The organism is Sphingomonas sp. GW821-FHT10F11 (genome assembly GCF_058809095.1).
In genome coordinates, this window is the sequence record NZ_JBXASH010000008.1 from 112,081 (window position 1) to 128,021 (window position 15,941).

At 68.1% G+C, this 15,941-nt stretch carries 16 protein-coding genes; 7 read left to right on the top strand and 9 right to left on the bottom strand.

The features are described 5' to 3' along the window. Positions 1–3: 3 nt before the first annotated feature. A complete protein-coding gene (locus AC1RT8_RS20330; protein ID WP_493077852.1) occupies positions 4–1,092 on the bottom strand; it encodes a sensor histidine kinase in 1,089 nt (362 codons plus the stop codon). Between the two features lie 149 nt (positions 1,093–1,241). On the opposite strand from AC1RT8_RS20330, the gene AC1RT8_RS20335 reads away from it, so the two are divergent. Both AC1RT8_RS20335 and AC1RT8_RS20340 read left to right on the top strand, forming a co-directional pair. Next, positions 1,242–1,697: a hypothetical protein gene (locus AC1RT8_RS20335; RefSeq protein ID WP_493077853.1), complete on the top strand. Its 456-nt coding sequence runs from the start codon at positions 1,242–1,244 to the stop codon at positions 1,695–1,697. Positions 1,698–1,708: 11 nt separating this feature from the next. Beyond that, positions 1,709–1,930, top strand: coding sequence for a hypothetical protein (locus AC1RT8_RS20340; protein ID WP_493077854.1), 222 nt, complete (start codon positions 1,709–1,711; stop codon positions 1,928–1,930). Here the strand turns inward: AC1RT8_RS20340 and AC1RT8_RS20345 are convergent. After that, positions 1,927–3,264 (bottom strand): ATP-binding protein, encoded by a 1,338-nt coding sequence (locus AC1RT8_RS20345; RefSeq protein ID WP_493077855.1) that lies wholly within the window; start codon positions 3,262–3,264, stop codon positions 1,927–1,929. The two genes, AC1RT8_RS20340 and AC1RT8_RS20345, sit on opposite strands and share 4 nt — an antisense overlap. Further along, a complete protein-coding gene (locus tag AC1RT8_RS20350) occupies positions 3,261–3,977 on the bottom strand; it encodes a response regulator (protein ID WP_493077856.1) in 717 nt (238 codons plus the stop codon). The genes AC1RT8_RS20345 and AC1RT8_RS20350 overlap by 4 nt, the downstream gene beginning before the upstream one ends. Positions 3,978–4,138: 161 nt before the next feature. Here AC1RT8_RS20350 and AC1RT8_RS20355 point away from each other — a divergent pair, with 161 nt between their 5' ends. The 4 genes from AC1RT8_RS20355 to AC1RT8_RS20370 are packed head-to-tail and all read left to right on the top strand — an operon-like array spanning position 4,139 to position 6,871. Further along, a complete protein-coding gene (locus tag AC1RT8_RS20355) occupies positions 4,139–4,621 on the top strand; it encodes a hypothetical protein (protein WP_493077858.1) in 483 nt (160 codons plus the stop codon). Positions 4,622–4,680: 59 nt separating this feature from the next. Beyond that, positions 4,681–5,124, top strand: coding sequence for an EF-hand domain-containing protein (locus AC1RT8_RS20360; protein WP_493077859.1), 444 nt, complete (start codon positions 4,681–4,683; stop codon positions 5,122–5,124). Beyond that, complete coding sequence (locus AC1RT8_RS20365) at positions 5,124–5,948, top strand: sterol desaturase family protein (protein ID WP_493077860.1); 825 nt, start codon at positions 5,124–5,126, stop codon at positions 5,946–5,948. The genes AC1RT8_RS20360 and AC1RT8_RS20365 overlap by 1 nt, the downstream gene beginning before the upstream one ends. Next, positions 5,948–6,871, top strand: coding sequence for an alpha/beta hydrolase family protein (locus AC1RT8_RS20370; RefSeq protein ID WP_493077861.1), 924 nt, complete (start codon positions 5,948–5,950; stop codon positions 6,869–6,871). The genes AC1RT8_RS20365 and AC1RT8_RS20370 overlap by 1 nt, the downstream gene beginning before the upstream one ends. A 34-nt stretch (positions 6,872–6,905) precedes the next feature. Here AC1RT8_RS20370 and AC1RT8_RS20375 read toward each other — a convergent pair whose 3' ends face one another. The 6 genes from AC1RT8_RS20375 to AC1RT8_RS20400 all read right to left on the bottom strand — a co-directional run bounded on the left by AC1RT8_RS20375 (position 6,906) and on the right by AC1RT8_RS20400 (position 13,029). Next, entirely contained in the window at positions 6,906–7,115 is a 210-nt protein-coding gene (locus AC1RT8_RS20375; protein WP_465170704.1) for a hypothetical protein, read from the bottom strand. A gap of 29 nt (positions 7,116–7,144) precedes the next feature. Further along, entirely contained in the window at positions 7,145–8,737 is a 1,593-nt protein-coding gene (gene groL, locus AC1RT8_RS20380) for a chaperonin GroEL (protein WP_493077862.1), read from the bottom strand. A gap of 89 nt (positions 8,738–8,826) precedes the next feature. Continuing rightward, positions 8,827–9,141, bottom strand: coding sequence for a co-chaperone GroES (gene groES, locus AC1RT8_RS20385; protein WP_493077863.1), 315 nt, complete (start codon positions 9,139–9,141; stop codon positions 8,827–8,829). Positions 9,142–9,311: 170 nt separating this feature from the next. Further along, a complete protein-coding gene (gene mprF, locus AC1RT8_RS20390) occupies positions 9,312–11,897 on the bottom strand; it encodes a bifunctional lysylphosphatidylglycerol flippase/synthetase MprF (protein ID WP_493077864.1) in 2,586 nt (861 codons plus the stop codon). Continuing rightward, on the bottom strand, positions 11,867–12,268 hold the full coding sequence (locus tag AC1RT8_RS20395) for a DUF2147 domain-containing protein (RefSeq protein ID WP_493077865.1): 402 nt from the start codon (positions 12,266–12,268) through the stop codon (positions 11,867–11,869). The genes mprF and AC1RT8_RS20395 overlap by 31 nt, the downstream gene beginning before the upstream one ends. After that, positions 12,265–13,029, bottom strand: coding sequence for an AcvB/VirJ family lysyl-phosphatidylglycerol hydrolase (locus AC1RT8_RS20400; RefSeq protein WP_493077866.1), 765 nt, complete (start codon positions 13,027–13,029; stop codon positions 12,265–12,267). The genes AC1RT8_RS20395 and AC1RT8_RS20400 overlap by 4 nt, the downstream gene beginning before the upstream one ends. 498 nt (positions 13,030–13,527) lie before the next feature. Between AC1RT8_RS20400 and AC1RT8_RS20405 the strand changes: the two genes are divergently transcribed. Beyond that, positions 13,528–15,939 carry a TonB-dependent receptor gene (locus AC1RT8_RS20405; RefSeq protein WP_493077867.1) on the top strand — a complete coding sequence of 804 codons (2,412 nt, stop codon included), beginning with the start codon at positions 13,528–13,530 and terminating at the stop codon, positions 15,937–15,939. The last annotated feature ends 2 nt before the right edge of the window (positions 15,940–15,941 follow it).

Below are 15,941 nucleotides of genomic sequence, written 5' to 3' on the forward strand. Positions count from 1 at the left end.
CCCTCAACCCGCCGTCGACCAGGGAAGTTCGATCACCACCAGGAAGCCGCCATCGCCCTGGCGTTCGGCCAGGAACAGGCTGTCCTGCGCAAAGCGCGCGCGGAGCCGATCGGCGACATTGGCCAGGCCGACGCCGGTGCCCTTGCTGCACGGCAGGCCGCCGATCGGCGCGCTGTTGCGCACGGCGATGCGCAGCCTTTCGCCCTCATGCCGCGCGACGATCGACAGCAGGATCGGCTCCAGGCTGGTCGCGACCGCGTGGCGCACGACATTTTCGACCAGAGGCTGGGTGACCAGGCTCGGCACCAAGGCAGCGCGGACATCGGCGGGCACGTCGATCTCGACCTTCAGCCGGTCGGGGAAGCGCAGTTCCTCGATCGACAGATAGAGCGACTGGAGCTCGATCTCCTTTTCGAGCGGGATGTCCTCATGCGGATCGAGCGACAGGCCGGCGCGCAGGAAATCGGCGAGATTCTCGACCATCGCTTCCGCGCGCTCCGCCTCGCGCCGGGAGATCAGCGCGGCGATCGAATTGAGCGTGTTGAACATGAAATGCGGGTTGAGCTGATAGCGCAGCGCGCGGAGCTGCGCGGCATGCGCGACGCGCTGCAGATGCGCGATGCGGCGTTCGCGGTCGCTCAGTTCCAGGCTCGAGGTGACGGCAAGCAGCAGCGCGCACAGCGCAGCATAGGACCAGAACCATTGCAGCAAGGCCGCGAGATAAAGCCCGATCGAGAAGGAATCCATGTTCGATTCGGGTACGAGCAGCTCGAAGATCGCGAGGTTCGCGGCGCCGTGGATGAAGCAGCCGATGACCGCCATCGCCACCGCCGCGCTCAGCTTGACCCGCATCGACCGGCTCGCCAGCCGGCGCAACTGGTGCGCGATGACGAAGGACAGGCCGATCGCCACCACCGTCACGCAGAAACGCGGCAGCAGATAGGACAGTTTCTCCTCTTCGCCCATGTTCAGCCGGCGCATCAGCGTCAGCATGGAAAATTGAGTCGTCCAGAACAGCAGGATGAACCAGGTCATCGTGCGCCGGATCGCCCGGATGCTTTCGGTCTCTTCCGGCAGGTTTTCGATCTTCACGTGCATCAGCCATCGTAGCGAGCGACACCTTGAGCGGTAAACAGCGCCACCGTGACGTTGATCGGCCTCAGCGTGCCGTTCGCACCATTTATGCCGTTCGCCTTGGCCCAAGCGCCATTCGCGGCATCCCGGGTGAGACGCCGTGTCGCATGGCTATCATACACCTCATGCACGGCACCGCATCCCGTTCCGATATCGTATCGCGTGGCCCCGCCGCGCCACCGATGACGGGTGCGGAAGGGCGCCGTCCGCTGATCAAGCGCGGCGCGCTCACCGCCACCTTCGACCCGCTCGAAATCTGCTGGAACGGCAGCCGGGTGCCGCTGTCGCCACTGGAGGCAGCGATCATGGCCCGGCTGATCAAGCGCGAGCGCGCCGCCTGGGCGGATCTGCGCGGCCTGCTCGCCGAGAGCAATGCCCGGCCCGACACCTGCGAGGTGCTGGTGTTCCGCATCCGCCGCAAGTTCGCGGCGATGGGGGCGAGCAACCCGATCGAGACGATCCGGGGCTGGGGCCTGCGCCTGCACGTCGAGCGCGACGCCCGCGGATCGCGCTCGCTGTGGATCGGTGCAACAGAGGTTATGGACTGGTCGGCCGGACTGTGAATAATGGCACCATGCGATACGCTCTCGCCTTTGCCCTGATCGCCACCTGCGCGGCGCAGCCGGCGCTGGCCAAGCCGTGCACCTATCCGATGACGCGACTCGCCTCGGCGCAGGCGGACGCGCGCCGCCCGGCGCCCGCGGTGCCGCGTGCCAAGGAAGACCGGCGCCCGCCCTGCACGATCCTGCAGAAATGGATGCCGGGTGCGCCCGAGCGGATGCAGGCGCTGGTCTAGGCTACCGGGTAACACACCGTCACGCGCAACCCGCCCTCCGCGCGGTTGGCGAAGATCACCTCGGCTCCGTCGCGGCCAGCCAGCGCGCGGACGATCGCCAGCCCGAGCCCGGCACCCCCGGTCTCGCGATTGCGCGAGGCGTCGAGGCGGTTGAACGGTTCGCCCAGCCGCGCCAGCACCTCGGGCGGAACGCCGGGGCCGTCATCCTCGACGATCAGGTCGCTACGGTCCCCGGCGGGCACGAGGCGCACCGCTACGGCGGTGCCGTAACGCAGGCCATTGTCGATCAGATTACCGAGGATGCGCCTGATCGACTGCGGCGTCGCGCGAACCGGGAGCGGGCCAGCGGCGTCGAGCGTGACCGCATCGCCAAGCTCCCGCCGCACCGCCACCAGCGCCTCCGCCGCCGCCGCCAGATCGAGCTCGACCGCGGGCGTACGATCGGCCTCGCCCTGGGCGAGGAACAGGGTGTCGTCGAGCAGCGCGGCCATCTCGTCCAGATCGCGTACCGCGCCGTCGCGGTGGCGCGGATCCTCGATGAACTCGGCGCGCAGGCGCAGCCGCGTCAGATAGGTGCGCATGTCGTGTGCGATGGCAGCGAGCATGCGGGTGCGCTCCGCCATCAGGTCGCGGATGCGTCCCTTCATCTCGTTGAACGACGACGACAGCTCGCGCACTTCGCGCGGGCCGGCGACGGGCAGGTCGGGCGCATCGAGGCTGGTGCCGAAGCGCCGCACCTCGCGCGACAACCGGACCAGCGGCCGGGTCGTCTGGCGCACCGCGAGCGCCAGCGCGGCCAGCACGATCAACCCGCCGATCACGCCGAGCCAGGAGCGCGAGCGGAAATAGCGGCGCATCGAGGGCGAGGGCTGGCTGGTCAGCACGACGGCACCACCGTCGCGCAAGCCGATCGCCACGGTGACGGGCGCGAAGAAGCGCGCGGGGCGCGGATGCGCTCCGATCAGCCGGCCGAGCCGGGGCCGCCTGCCGTTCACCGCGATGTCCCGCCCGGGGAGCGCGCGAGCATAATAAAGCGACAGCAGTTCCAGGTCGGGCGTGGGCGTGGCGGCGGCAGCAGGCAGGCCGGGGGCGAGCGCCACGGTGTAGAGGCCGCCGTTAAAGGCATCGAGCAATGCCGGGCGCTGGCCAGCCGGCGCGCGATCGAGCGCATCGGCCATCGCGCGCGCCTGGGTCGGGAGCGGGAGATTATAGGGCCGCCGATCGTCGCCGCGCGTCGGCAGGCTGGTCGCCGCGACGATCAGCAATTGCAGCGCGACGAAGCCGGCGAGCAGGATCGCGGTGATGCGGAGCGACAGGTTCGACGCGATCGTCATGTCCGTTCGACACCGACGGTGAACAGATAGCCGCCGCCACGCACCGTCTTGATCAGCGCAGCGCCGCCCGGCCGGTCGGCGAGCTTGCGGCGCAACCGGCTGAGCTGGACATCGACCGCCCGGTCGAACGCGGCCGCGTTGCGGCCCCGGGTCCAGTCGAGCAGCTGGTCGCGGTTGAGCACGCGCTGCGGGTGGGTGACGAAGCACAGCAGCAGGTCGAACTCACCCGCGGTCAGATCGACCTCATCGCCCTCCGGACAGGTCACGCGCCGCGCGCCGACATCGATCGCCCAGCCGGCGAAGCGATAACGCTCGACCGGAAGCGCGGCGGTGACGCGGTGCTGCTCGCGCGTCCGGCGCAGCACGGCGCGGACGCGCGCGACCAGTTCGCGCGGGTTGAACGGTTTGGGCAGATAATCGTCGGCGCCGATCTCGAGCCCGACGATCCGGTCGATATCGTCGCCGCGCGCCGTGACCATCAGGATCGAGACGTCGCCCGCCGCGCGCAACCGGCGACACAGCGAAAAGCCATCCTCGCCCGGCAGCATCACGTCGAGCACCGCGAGATCGACGCGCTGGCGTTCGTGCAACTGGTCGAACTCGGCGGCGGTGCGGCAGCCGATCGCACGGAAGCCTTCGCGCGCGAGCAGGTCGACCACCATCGACCGAATCTCGCGGTCGTCCTCGACCACGGCGATGCAGCTATTCTCCATGACCGCCAGATTGCCCTGCCCGGCCCTTGCGCGAAAGAGGTGGCGGCCGCGCTGTTACACTCTGTAACCAAGTGACACCTGATCGACGTCAACGGCTTACGCTAAGGCTGCAGATGCCGGTGCGCGGCGGCCGGATCGCCGCCAGTGCAAAGGAGTCGATCATGTACAAGCATATGCTGGGTTTCGCCGCCCTCGCCGCCGCCCTGGGCGCGGCCTCGGCGACCCCCGCCGAGGCCCGCCAGCGCGGGCATGTCGTCAGCATCCAGGGCGCGCATGGCCGCGGCCTGGTCCAGAGCCGATCGGTCAGCCGCCAGCGCGGCGCGGCCTCGGTCGATCGCAGCCTGCAGACGAACAATGGCCGCGGCTACCAGGCGTCGCGCAGCCGGGACTATGGCCCCGGCCATTATTCGAGCGACCGCAGCCTCCACGCCAATAACGGCCGCGGCTACGACACCACGCGCGATGCGAGCTGGGGCAATGGCAGCTATAGCGGCGGCCGCACCACCACGACCGGCGACGGCCGCACCGCCGGCCGCTCGACCACCGCGACCAACAATGGCGACGGCACGGCGAGCTACAGCAGCACCGTGACTCGCCTCAACGGCAACACCCGAACCGTCAGCGGCACCGTCCCCCGCCCCTGACGCCCCGGCGGCCGCGCCGCCCCCTCCGGCGCGGCCGCCCTTTCCCTGAAGGACCCGAGATGACCAAGACTTTCCTGCTTGCCGCCCTGATCGCCGCCGCACTCACCGCGCCCGCCGGCGCGCAGATGTTCGGCGGCGGCGACGCGATGGACCCGTTCGCCAATGCCGATGCCAATGGCGACGGCGTGATCACCCGCGCCGAATTCCTGACCGCGCGCAGCGCCCGCTTCGCCAAGCTCGACCGCAACGGCGACGGCGCGGTATCGCGCGACGATTTCGGCCGGCTGCTCAAGTTCCGCGCCAAGGCCGGCGAGCGGCTCGACGCGCTGATCGAGCAGATGGACAAGAATAATGACGGCCGGGTGAGCCGCGAGGAATTCACCAACACGCCGCCGATCCTGTTCGACCGCGCCGATGCCAATGGCGACGGCAAGATCGACCAGACCGAACTGGCGGCGGCGAAACAGCGTCTGGAGACGCTGAAGGCGCAGCGGAAAGGCTGATGGCGATCGAGCGCTCCCCGGCCTGGCTGGCGGCGATGCTGGCGCTCGTCCTCGCCGAGGCCGGGTGGCGCCTCACGCGGGGCCATGGCTATGACGGCCGCGCCGCGCTGACCACCCTCGGCCTGGCGGCGGGCAACATCCCCTTTGCCGCGCTCAACGCCCTGGCCATCAGCGCGGTATTCGGCCTGGCGAGCCGGATCGCGCCGGTGCACTGGCCGATCGGCGACTGGCGGACCTGGGCGGCGGGTTTCGTCGCGGTGGAGTTCGCCTATTACTGGTTCCACCGCGCCAGCCACCGGGTGCGCTGGCTCTGGGCATCGCACTCGGTGCATCATTCGGCCGAACAGATGACCTTGCTCGCCTCGCTCCGGCTCGGCTGGACCAATCTCTTCTCGGCGGGCTGGGCATTCTACGTGCCGCTGATCCTGCTCGGCTTCCCGCCTCTGGTGGTGGTCGCGCTGCTGGCGTTCGACCTGCGTTACCAGTTCTTCCTGCATACCGAGGCAGTGGGAAAGCTCGGGCCGATCGAATGGATCTTCAACACGCCAGCGCACCACCGGCTGCACCATGCCTCCAATGATGCGTATATCGACCGGAATTATGGCGGCGTGCTGATCATCTTCGACCGGATGTTCGGCACCCTGGCGAGCGAGCGGCCGGACGAGCCGATCCGCTACGGCCTCGCCCACCGCGCGCCGACCGCCAATCCGATCCGGATCGCCTTTCGCGAATGGGGCGCGATGCTGGCCGATGCCCGGCGCGCGCGCAGCCTGCGTGGGCTCGGCCGGGCCCTGTTCGCACCGCCGGGTGCCGTGGAGAAATGATGAAGACCCTGTTCCTCGCAGCCATCGCGGCGACCTCGATCGCAGCCGCCCCGCTGACGCAGTCCAGCGGCATGGTCTGCGAAGCGCTGTGGCGCGATGCCGCGCGCAACCGCATCGTGCCGGTGCGCATCCGCATGCCCGCCGGCTCCGGCAAGGTGCCCGTCATCCTGTTCAGCCATGGCCTTGGCGGCTCGCTCGACGCCGGAACGCTCTGGGGCGAAGCCTGGGCGCGTGACGGCGATGCGGTGATCCATCTCCAGCATGCGGGCAGCGACAGCGGCATCATCGGTACAGGCAGAATCCGTGCCGCCATGTCGATCGAGCAGGTCAAGGCGCGTGCGGAGGATGTGCGGTTCGTGATCGACGAACTGGCGAAGCGAGCCCGCGAGGGCGGATGCGACCTGAGCCGGATCGACCGGACGCGGATCGGCATGTCCGGCCACAGCTTCGGCGCGCAGACCACGCTGACGATCGCCGGTCAGCATTATCCGTTCGCTGGACTGAAGCTCGGCGATCCGCGGATCAAGGCGGCCATCGCGTTCAGCCCGCAACCGGCCATCGCCTCGACCGACCCAGCGGCCTTCGGCGGCATCGCCATGCCCTTCTTCTCGATCACCGGCACCAGGGACGAGGTCGCCTGGCTCACCAAGGTCACGCCGAAGGATCGCGAGCGGCCGTTCCGCGCCATGGCGCCGGGCGGCAAGTATCTGCTGGTGATGGACGGCGCGAACCACCGCATGTTCAGCGGGCAGGACAATATCCCGCTGCCCGGCAGCGCGCCGGTGGCGCATGTGCGCGAGGTGGTGGCCCGGGCGACGACCCTGTTCTGGCGTTGGACCCTGCGCGACGACACGGCAGCGAAGGCGGAACTCGACCGGCTGGGCGCAACTCTCCCGCCGGCGGATCGCTTCGAAAAACGCTGAGGCCGGCGGCCGCCCTCGGGCGGCCGATCACGGCTTATTTGCTGGCGATGTCGCCGGTCTCGGCCTTGTAGGTCTCGCGCACAAAGGCGCGCGCGGCGGTCTGGGTGCGGAACGTGTCCTCGAGCAGCTCGGCCGACACGAGTGGATAGCCCTGCGAATTATAGCGCGTGGTCCGCACGGTGACGCGGAACACGCCGTCCTCGTCCTTGGCGACGAGGAAAGGGCGAACGGGGATTCTTGACATAGAAGCTCCTCAGGAAAGCGCGGGGCCGGTCAGGCCGGGTCAGTGGCGGCGTCGGCGATCGCCGCTTCGGTGGTGAGCAGCAGGCCGGCGACCGACGCCGCGTCCTGCAGGGCGGAGCGCACGACCTTGGTGGGATCGATCACGCCCGACTGGACGAGATTCTCATAGCGCTCGGTCTGGGCGTTGAAGCCCATATTCTGGTCGTTGCCGTCGATCAGCTTGCCGGCGACGACACCGCCGTCATGGCCGGCATTCTCGGCGATCTGGCGGAGCGGCGCCTGGAGCGCGACACGGACGATATCGATGCCGCGGGTCTGGTCGTCGTTCGCGCCCTTGAGATTATCGAGCGCCCGCGATGCATAGAGCAGCGCGGTGCCGCCGCCGGGAACGATGCCTTCCTCGACCGCCGCGCGGGTCGCGCTGAGCGCGTCGTCGACCCGGTCCTTGCGCTCGCGCAGCTCGACTTCGGTCGACGCGCCGACCTTGATGATCGCGACGCCGCCGGCGAGCTTGGCCAGGCGCTCCTGGAGCTTCTCCTGGTCATATTCGCTGTCGGTGTTCTCGATCTGCTGCTTGATTGCCTCGACCCGGGCGGCAATGGCCTCGGGCGCGCCGGCGCCGTCGACAATGGTGGTGTTGTCCTTGTCGATCGTCACGCGCTTGGCGGTGCCGAGCATGTCGAGCGTCACGCTCTCCAGCTTGATGCCGAGATCCTCCGACACGGTCTGCGCCTTGGTGAGGATCGCCACGTCCTCGAGCATCGCCTTGCGGCGATCGCCGAAGCCGGGCGCCTTGACCGCCGCGACCTTGAGGCCGCCGCGCAGCTTGTTCACGACGAGCGTGGCGAGCGCCTCGCCCTCGATGTCTTCCGCGATGATGAGCAGCGGACGGCTGGTCTGGATCACCGCCTCGAGGATCGGCAGCAGCGCCTGGAGGCTCGACAGCTTCTTCTCGTGGATCAGGATGTACGGATCGATCAGCTCGATCGACATTTTTTCCGGGTTGGTGATGAAATAGGGCGACAGATAGCCGCGGTCGAACTGCATGCCGTCGACGACCTCGAGCTCGAAATCGACGCCCTGCGCGTCCTCGACCGAGATGACGCCTTCCTTGCCGACCTTGTCCATCGCTTCCGCGATGCGGCGGCCGATCTCCTCGTCGCCATTGGCGGAGATGATGCCGACCTGGGCGATCTCCTCGTTATTGGCGACGGGCTTGGAGCGTGCCGCAAGATCCTCGACCACGCGCAGCACGGCGATATCGATGCCGCGCTTCAGGTCCATCGGGCTGACGCCGGCCGAGACCGACTTCATGCCCTCGCGGACGATCGCCTGGGCGAGCACGGTCGCGGTGGTGGTGCCGTCACCGGCATGGTCGTGCGTCTTGGACGCGACCGCGCGCAGCATCTGCGCGCCCATATTCTCGAACTTGTCCTTGAGCTCGATCTCCTTGGCGACGCTGACGCCGTCCTTGGTGATGCGGGGTGCGCCATAGCCCTTGTCGAGCACGACGTTGCGGCCCTTCGGCCCAAGCGTGACCTTCACCGTATCGGCGAGGATATCCACGCCGCGCATGATCGATTCGCGGGCGTCGCGCGAGAATTTGACGTCTTTGGCTGCCATGGTCTTGTTCCTTCTTGTTCCCTCGCGAAGGCGGGGGTCCAGATTCTTTGTTCAGGTCTGGGCCCCCACCTGTGCGGGGACACAAGGGATCAGCCGACGACGCCCAGCCCGTTGGCTTCGCCAACAATGCCCAGAACGTCCGACTCTTTCATGATCAGCAGGTCCTCGCCGTCGATCTTGACCTCGGTGCCCGACCATTTGCCGAACAGGATCTTGTCGCCGGCCTTGACGTCGAGCGGCGTGATCGTGCCGTCCTCGGCGCGGATGCCGGTGCCGACGGAGACGATCTCGCCTTCCTGCGGCTTTTCCTTGGCGGTCTCGGGGATGATGATGCCGCCTGCGGTCTTCTCGGCTGCCTCGATACGGCGGACGAGAACTCGGTCGTGGAGCGGTCTGAAGGTCATGCGAAAGAGCCGATTCGTCGCTGGGTCGCGACGAGATCGTCGCTTTCACAAGCGGGAAGCCAGCGCTGCCGATTTGCGATTTGGCGCTCCCCAAGGGAGAGTGCCAGCCACCCCCATGTGGGCGCTATTGCCGCCGGTGGCAAGGGCGTCCGCCCCGAAACGATCCCCGTTCAGCCGCCGATCAGCCCGATCAGGTCGATCATCGCGCGCGCGGCGGGCAGGCCGGGCGGGCTCGCGACATAGCGCGGCTGCCAGTCGGGGTGGAATTTCGCCTTGAACGAGCGCAAGCCGGCAAAGCCGTACAGCGCCTCGGCATGGCCGTAGATCGCATGGCCGATCCGCGACCAGCCCGGCGCGAGCCGCCCGCCGCCCAGCCCCGACAGCGGCGCCATGCCCAGGTTGAAGCGGCGATAGCCCTGCGCCGCGCCCCATTGCATCAGCCGGACGAGCAGGAAATCCATCGTGCCATAGGGCGTGTCGGGCAGATGCCGCATCAGGTCGACCGAGAGTTCGCACCGGTTCCGCGTCGCCCAGATATTGGCGAAGGCGACGATCCGGCCATCCTGCCACAGCACCGCGCAATCGAAACGGGTCATGTAATCGGGGTCGAAGCGGCCGATGCTGAAGCGTTTCTCGCCGCCCGCCTTGCCGCGCAGCCAGGCGTCGGACACGGTCTTCAGCGCCGGGCCATAGGCGGCGACATCGGCGGCGGGCAGGATCTCGAAGCGCAGGCCGGCGGCATCGGCGCGGCGTACCGAATGGCGCAGCGACCTGGCCGCCGGGCCGTCCAGCGTGAAATGGTCGAGCGGGACATGCGCCTCCTCGCCATATTTCATCACCTGCAGGCCGAGTTCGACCAGCAAGGGCAGCATCTCGGTGCTCGCCTGGTAGAAGCAGAGCCGCCCATGCGCCGCGTCGCATTCGGCGCGGATCCGCCAGACCAGCTCGGACCAGGCAGCGGCCGGGCCGACGGGATCGCCCATCACGATCCAGGTGCGGCCCTGCACGCGGTACATCAGGAACGCGTCGGCCGAGGCCGAGACGATGAAATGCTTGTCGCCGGTGAAAGCCAGCGCCGAATCCGCCCGCGGCGCCACAGCCAGCGCACGGTCTGCCACCGCGCGCGGCAGCACGCTTTCGCCATGGGCCCGCACCGGCGCGGCGAGCAGCCGCCACGCCGCGACCGCGACGAGGATGACCATCGCGCCGACGCTGGCACGCAGGAAGCGCGGCGCATTGCCCCGCCAGGCGAACTCCCACCACAGATCGGTCGAATAGGGCACATGCTTGTAGGCGAAGAAGCCGGCCCAGAGACTCAGCGCGACGGCGACCAGCGCCGCGGCGAGCCACAGCCGCTGGAACGGCGCGTCGAACACGCCGGCGCGGCGGTAGAAGGCCGGGCGGCAATATTGCAGTATGCCGGCGATCACCGTCAGGATCGCCGCTTCCTCATAATCCACGCCCTTCAGGATCGAGAAGACCGCGCCGCCGACCAGCAACAGCCGCGCGGCGATGAAGCCGCTGCGCAGCCGCGCGTTGATCGCCGGCGAGACCAGGATCAGCGCGGTGCCGGCGAGGCTCGCCGAGAAATGCGATGCCTCGATAAAGGGCAAAGGCAGGACATCGGCCAGCCAGAAGATGCGGTCATGCACCGCGGGCAAGGCGCCCGACACGAGCAGCACAAGTCCGCCCGTGAAGACGAGAGCGGCGAGCAACGGCGGCGCCAGCGCGCGGCTGGCCTGCTCGACCATCGACACGCCGACCGCGATCGGCCGGCGCAGCCGCCGTCCTTCGAGCACGCCGAGCAACCCGGCGGCAGCGGCGAGCGGCAGGAGATAATAGACGACACGGTACAGCAGCAGCGCCGCGAACAGCCCCGGCCGGTCGCCGGGAACGGTCGCCAGCATCACCGCCTCGAACACGCCGATGCCGCCCGGCACATGAGTGACCAGCACCGCCACCAGCCCGACAGAATAGGCAAGCAGGAACAGGTCGAACGGCGGCGCCGAGGATGCGGGGATCAGCACATAGAGCGTCGCCGCCGCGAGCATCAGGTCGATCGCCGCCGCGCCGATCTGTGCCGCCATGGTGGGAGCAGGCGGGACCGGCAGCGCGAAATCGCCCCGGCCGATGCTTGCGCGGCCCGACGCGCGCGCCACGAAGAGCAGGGCGATCCCCGCCAGCAGCGCCATGCCCGCGAGATGCCCGGCGAACGGCGCGATGGTGACGATGCCGAGATCGACCGGCGCGCCCGCGACCAGCAATGCCCCCGCGCCGACCAGAACGACACCGCCCCAGAAACTGGCCGAGGCAAGCAGGGTCACCCGCGCCACATCGCCCAGCTCAAGCCCGGCATTGGCATAGACGCGGTAGCGCGCCGATCCGCCGGTCAGCAGCGACAGGCCGAGATTGTGGCTGACCGTATAGCTGGTGAACGACGCCAGCGCCGCAGTCCGCCACGGCAAGGGCCGGCCGATCGCCCGGAGCGCCAGCACGTCATACAGTGTCAGGCAGAGATAGCTGCCGATGGTCAGGACCAGCGCCAGCGCGATCCGCCCGTCCGGGATGTCGTGCAGCGCGGCGCGCACGTCCTTCAGCCGGACCTCGGCAAGCAGCGAATGGAGCGCGGCGAACCCGAGCAGGGCGACGCCGAGCACCGCCAGCGCGACCAGCCAGCGGCGGTGCCGCAGCACCCAGGCCGCGCCCGACCGCGTCGAGGCGTGGCTCAGACGCGTTTCCAGATCTGCGACTTGCACAGAAACCCTCCGATCAGGCAGCCGGAGATCTTCAGCGTATCGGGCGAAAGCCGCTCGATCCGCGAGGAGAAGCTGTGCCCCATGTCGGGCACATAGACGGTGCCGGCCCAGCGATCGGGCCCGATCCTGCGATAATCCTTGAGCAGCTGGATGCCGATCAGATTGTCGATCCCGGCATCGCGCGCATCGGCCTCGGCCGTCGATGTCGCGGCGGCGATCGCGCCGCACAAGGCATCGCCGCAGGGCGCGGTGCGGACGCGGAGCGTGCCCTTCGGATTCTGCCACAGGCCAATCGGCAGATCGCGCGTCGCGGTCATGCCGCCCCCGCCGGCAGGGGCGCCGGCCAGCATCAGGAGGAGCGCGGCGATCATGCGGGCATCCCCGGCAGCACGGGATGCAGCGCGGCGACGATCGTCGCGATCAGCCGGTTCGCGTCATTGCCGAGAAAATGCCCGCCGGGCAGCGCGATCCGCTTCACAGGCGCGGCGAGCAACGGGCATAGGCTGTCGGTCTCGCGCGCGCCATAGATGCAGGTCAGCGGCGCCCAGGATAGGGTCCGCGCCGCATCGAGCGCCCGGGCGTCGGGCGTGCCGCGATAGGCGAGGCTGGTGGGATCGGCCCGGAAGAACACGGTCTGGCCCGGCACCACCAGTATGATCGCCGCAACCTTCGACCGCAGGTCGGCCGGCAGGCGCGCGGCGCCGGTGCCGAGCACGTCCGATCCGAAGGACTGGCCGATCAGCACGACCCGGTCGGCATGCGCCCGCGCGAGCGCCCCGCGCACGGCGTCGGCGACCAGGCCCTCGACCTCGGCCCGGTCGCGATGCCGGCCGAAGATCGTCGGGGAATTCACCCCCATCACCGGGATACCCCGCGCCGCCAGCGCGTGGGTGACGTGCGGCCCCATGCCGAAACGAAGGCCCATGTCGCCCGAGAAGAACAGGGCGACGACCGGCACCCGCCCACGCCCGAAATCGCCGAACAGGCGGATCGGATCGCGATCGAAGAAGCCGGCCACCCCCGCCACGGCCAGCAGCGCCGCAGCGATGACCAGCGCGATGCCGCCGATCCAGCGGAGCGCCCTGGGCGAGGAATCGCGGCGTATCGAGCGGTCGGAGAGGATCGTCTTCATCGCCCGCCCCTATGCCCGTCCATCTGACGCGGTGATGGATGGAACATGACAAACCCGTCATCTGATGCGCTGCTGCCCATCGCGCGGAAATGGGGTCAGGCCGCTGTCGCGACACGTCAGACTTAGGTTTAGGGGTGCCGCGGGGCCGGCTGTCCCACCTCGCCGTTAGTCGCGCTTTCCAACCGACAAGTCGAACTTGCCTTCCCATATCCTATCGAATCGATAGGAATAGAGTCGTTCGATACCGGTGAGCAGGTAGCCGGCCGAACTCTGTTCAAACCCGGCGAGGAATTCGTGATGATGCGTGGCCTCTTCCTTCAATAACAACCCGGTATTGCTTGAACGATAACAGGCTCTGAAGAGCCGATTCTTCGTGGATAGCTGACAACGTGCATTTCGCGCGGCGGTTTTCTGCGTCTTTAGCCTCGGAATCCATGGATTCCGGGAACGGTGATCTGTGCCGTTCGACGATCGACCATCAAAAAGGGTATGCCAATCATGAAGTCAGGCCGCAATTTCCGTTTCGCCGCGCTCGCCGGCGCCGCGCCATTGGCGCTGCTCGCCCTGCCCGCGACCGCGCAGACGGCGTTGGACGGCCGGCAGCTCGCCAGCAACGATGCGACCGCCCCCGAAGCCGCCGACGCGGACACCGCCGAGCCGGTCGCCGACGTCGTGGTCACCGCGCGGCGCCGTTCGGAGCGCGCACAGGACGTGCCGATCGCGCTCAGCGTCGTCGGCGAGGAGAGCCTGCGCGCCCGGGGCGACTATACGCTCGGCACGATCCAGCAGAGCGTGCCCAGCCTGCAGGTGTTCAGCTTCAACCCGCGCAACACCAATGTGAACATCCGCGGCCTCGGCTCCAACGTCGCCCTCACCAATGACGGGCTGGAGAATGGCGTCGGCATCTATATCGACCAGGTCTATTACGGGCGCCTGGGGCAGAGCCAGTTCGAGCTGGTCGATCTCGACCGGATCGAAGTGCTGCGCGGGCCGCAGGGCACATTGTTCGGCAAGAACACCACCGCCGGCGCGATCAACATCGCCAGCAAGGCGCCGACCTTCGACCTGCAGGGCTTCGGCGAGGTGACCGGCGGCAATTACGGCTTCCACCAGGTCCGCGGATCGATCAGCGGCGGGCTGATCGACGATCTGCTCGCGGCGCGGATCAGCATCAGCGACACCCACCGCGACGGCTTCATCAGCAACATCACCACGGGCAGGAAAGTCCACGACTTCGACAATTTCACCGCGCGCGGGCAATTGCTGATCACGCCCACGCCGAACCTGACGGCGCGGATCATCGCCGATTACGGCAAGCAGAAGCAGCATTGCTGCATCCCGCTGATCGCCGGGGTCATCACCAGATACGACAATGGCGCCGTGATCGCGAACAACTTCGTCGATCGGGTGAACGGCGCCGGCTATACGCCCCTGCCCTACACGCCCTTCGCCCGAGTCACCGATGCCGAGGCGAATTTCCAGGCGAACATGGACACCTGGGGCATTTCCAACCAGGCCGACTGGGACGTCGGGCCGGTCACGCTCACCTCGGTCACCGCATGGCGGCAATGGAACTGGTTCCCCGCCAATGACGGCGACTATACCGCGCTGCCGGTCAATCTGAAGAGCCACCAGCAGAACAACCAGCGCCAGTTCAGCCAGGAGGTGCGGCTCGCCTCGAACGGCACGCACAGGATCGACTATGTCGTCGGCGGCTATTATTTCTACCAGGTCATCCGCGGCTACGGCACTTCAGCCTATGGCTCCGCCGCGCCCAAATGGCTGTTTCCGGCGCAATATGCGGCAGACCCGGTTGCCGCCAACGCGGCGGTCAACGGTTTCGAGGCGCGATCGCAATCGACGCCGGTCACGCGCAGCTATGCGCTGTTCGGCCAGACCGTATGGCACATCACCGACGCGCTGAGCCTGACCACCGGCCTGCGCTTCACCCATGAGAAAAAGACCGGCGGCTTCGCCCAGCAGCAGGTGGCGGGGCTCTCGCTTGCCGGCCTGACCCAGGCGCAGCGGAACGCGGCCCAGGCGCTGCGCAACCAGCTCAATCCGGTGGTTTCCTATACCGCCGAAACCAGCGACGACAGCCTGTCGGGCCTCGCCACCCTGAGCTGGAAGCCGGTGCAGGACGTGCTGGTCTATGCGAGCTATGCGCGCGGCAACAAGTCGGGCGGACTCAACCTGTCCAACCTGCCCGCCGGGATCAGCGCGGTCATCGCGCCGGAAAAGGTCGACAATTACGAGATCGGCGTGAAGAGCCAGCTCTTCAACCGCGCGCTGACGCTCAACGCGGCCGCCTTCTGGACCGATGTCGCCAATTACCAGACGGCGATCACCGAGCAGATCCCGAGCACCACCAATTTCCGCAACTACATCACCAACATCCCGCTGGCGCGGTCGCGCGGCGTCGAGGCGGATGCGGTGTGGGCGGTGACCGACAAGATCAGCCTCAACCTGTCGGGCGCCTATACCGACGCCTATTATGTGAGCTATCCCAAGGGCCCGGCGCCGGTCGAGACGAGCAACATCTCTGCGTCGACCGACCTTTCCGGCAGGCCGCTGGCTGGCGTCCCCAAATGGGCCTTCACCGGCGGCGGCGACGTCCGCCAGCCTCTAGGCAGCGGCGCAGAGCTGTATGGCCATGCCGATTATAGCTGGCGGTCGTCCTTCTACACCGCGGTCAGCGACAGCCGCTATTCGCTCGTCCCCTCCTACGGGATCGGCAATGCGCGGATCGGCATACGTCTCGACGACGGCCGCTACGACCTGTCGGTCTGGGCGAAGAACCTGTTCGACAAGGATTATTTCCAGACCCTGTCGATCGTCGCCAGCGGCGTGATCACCGCCAATCTGGGCGATCCGCGAACCGTCGGCGCCACCTTCCGCGTGAGGATCTGAGA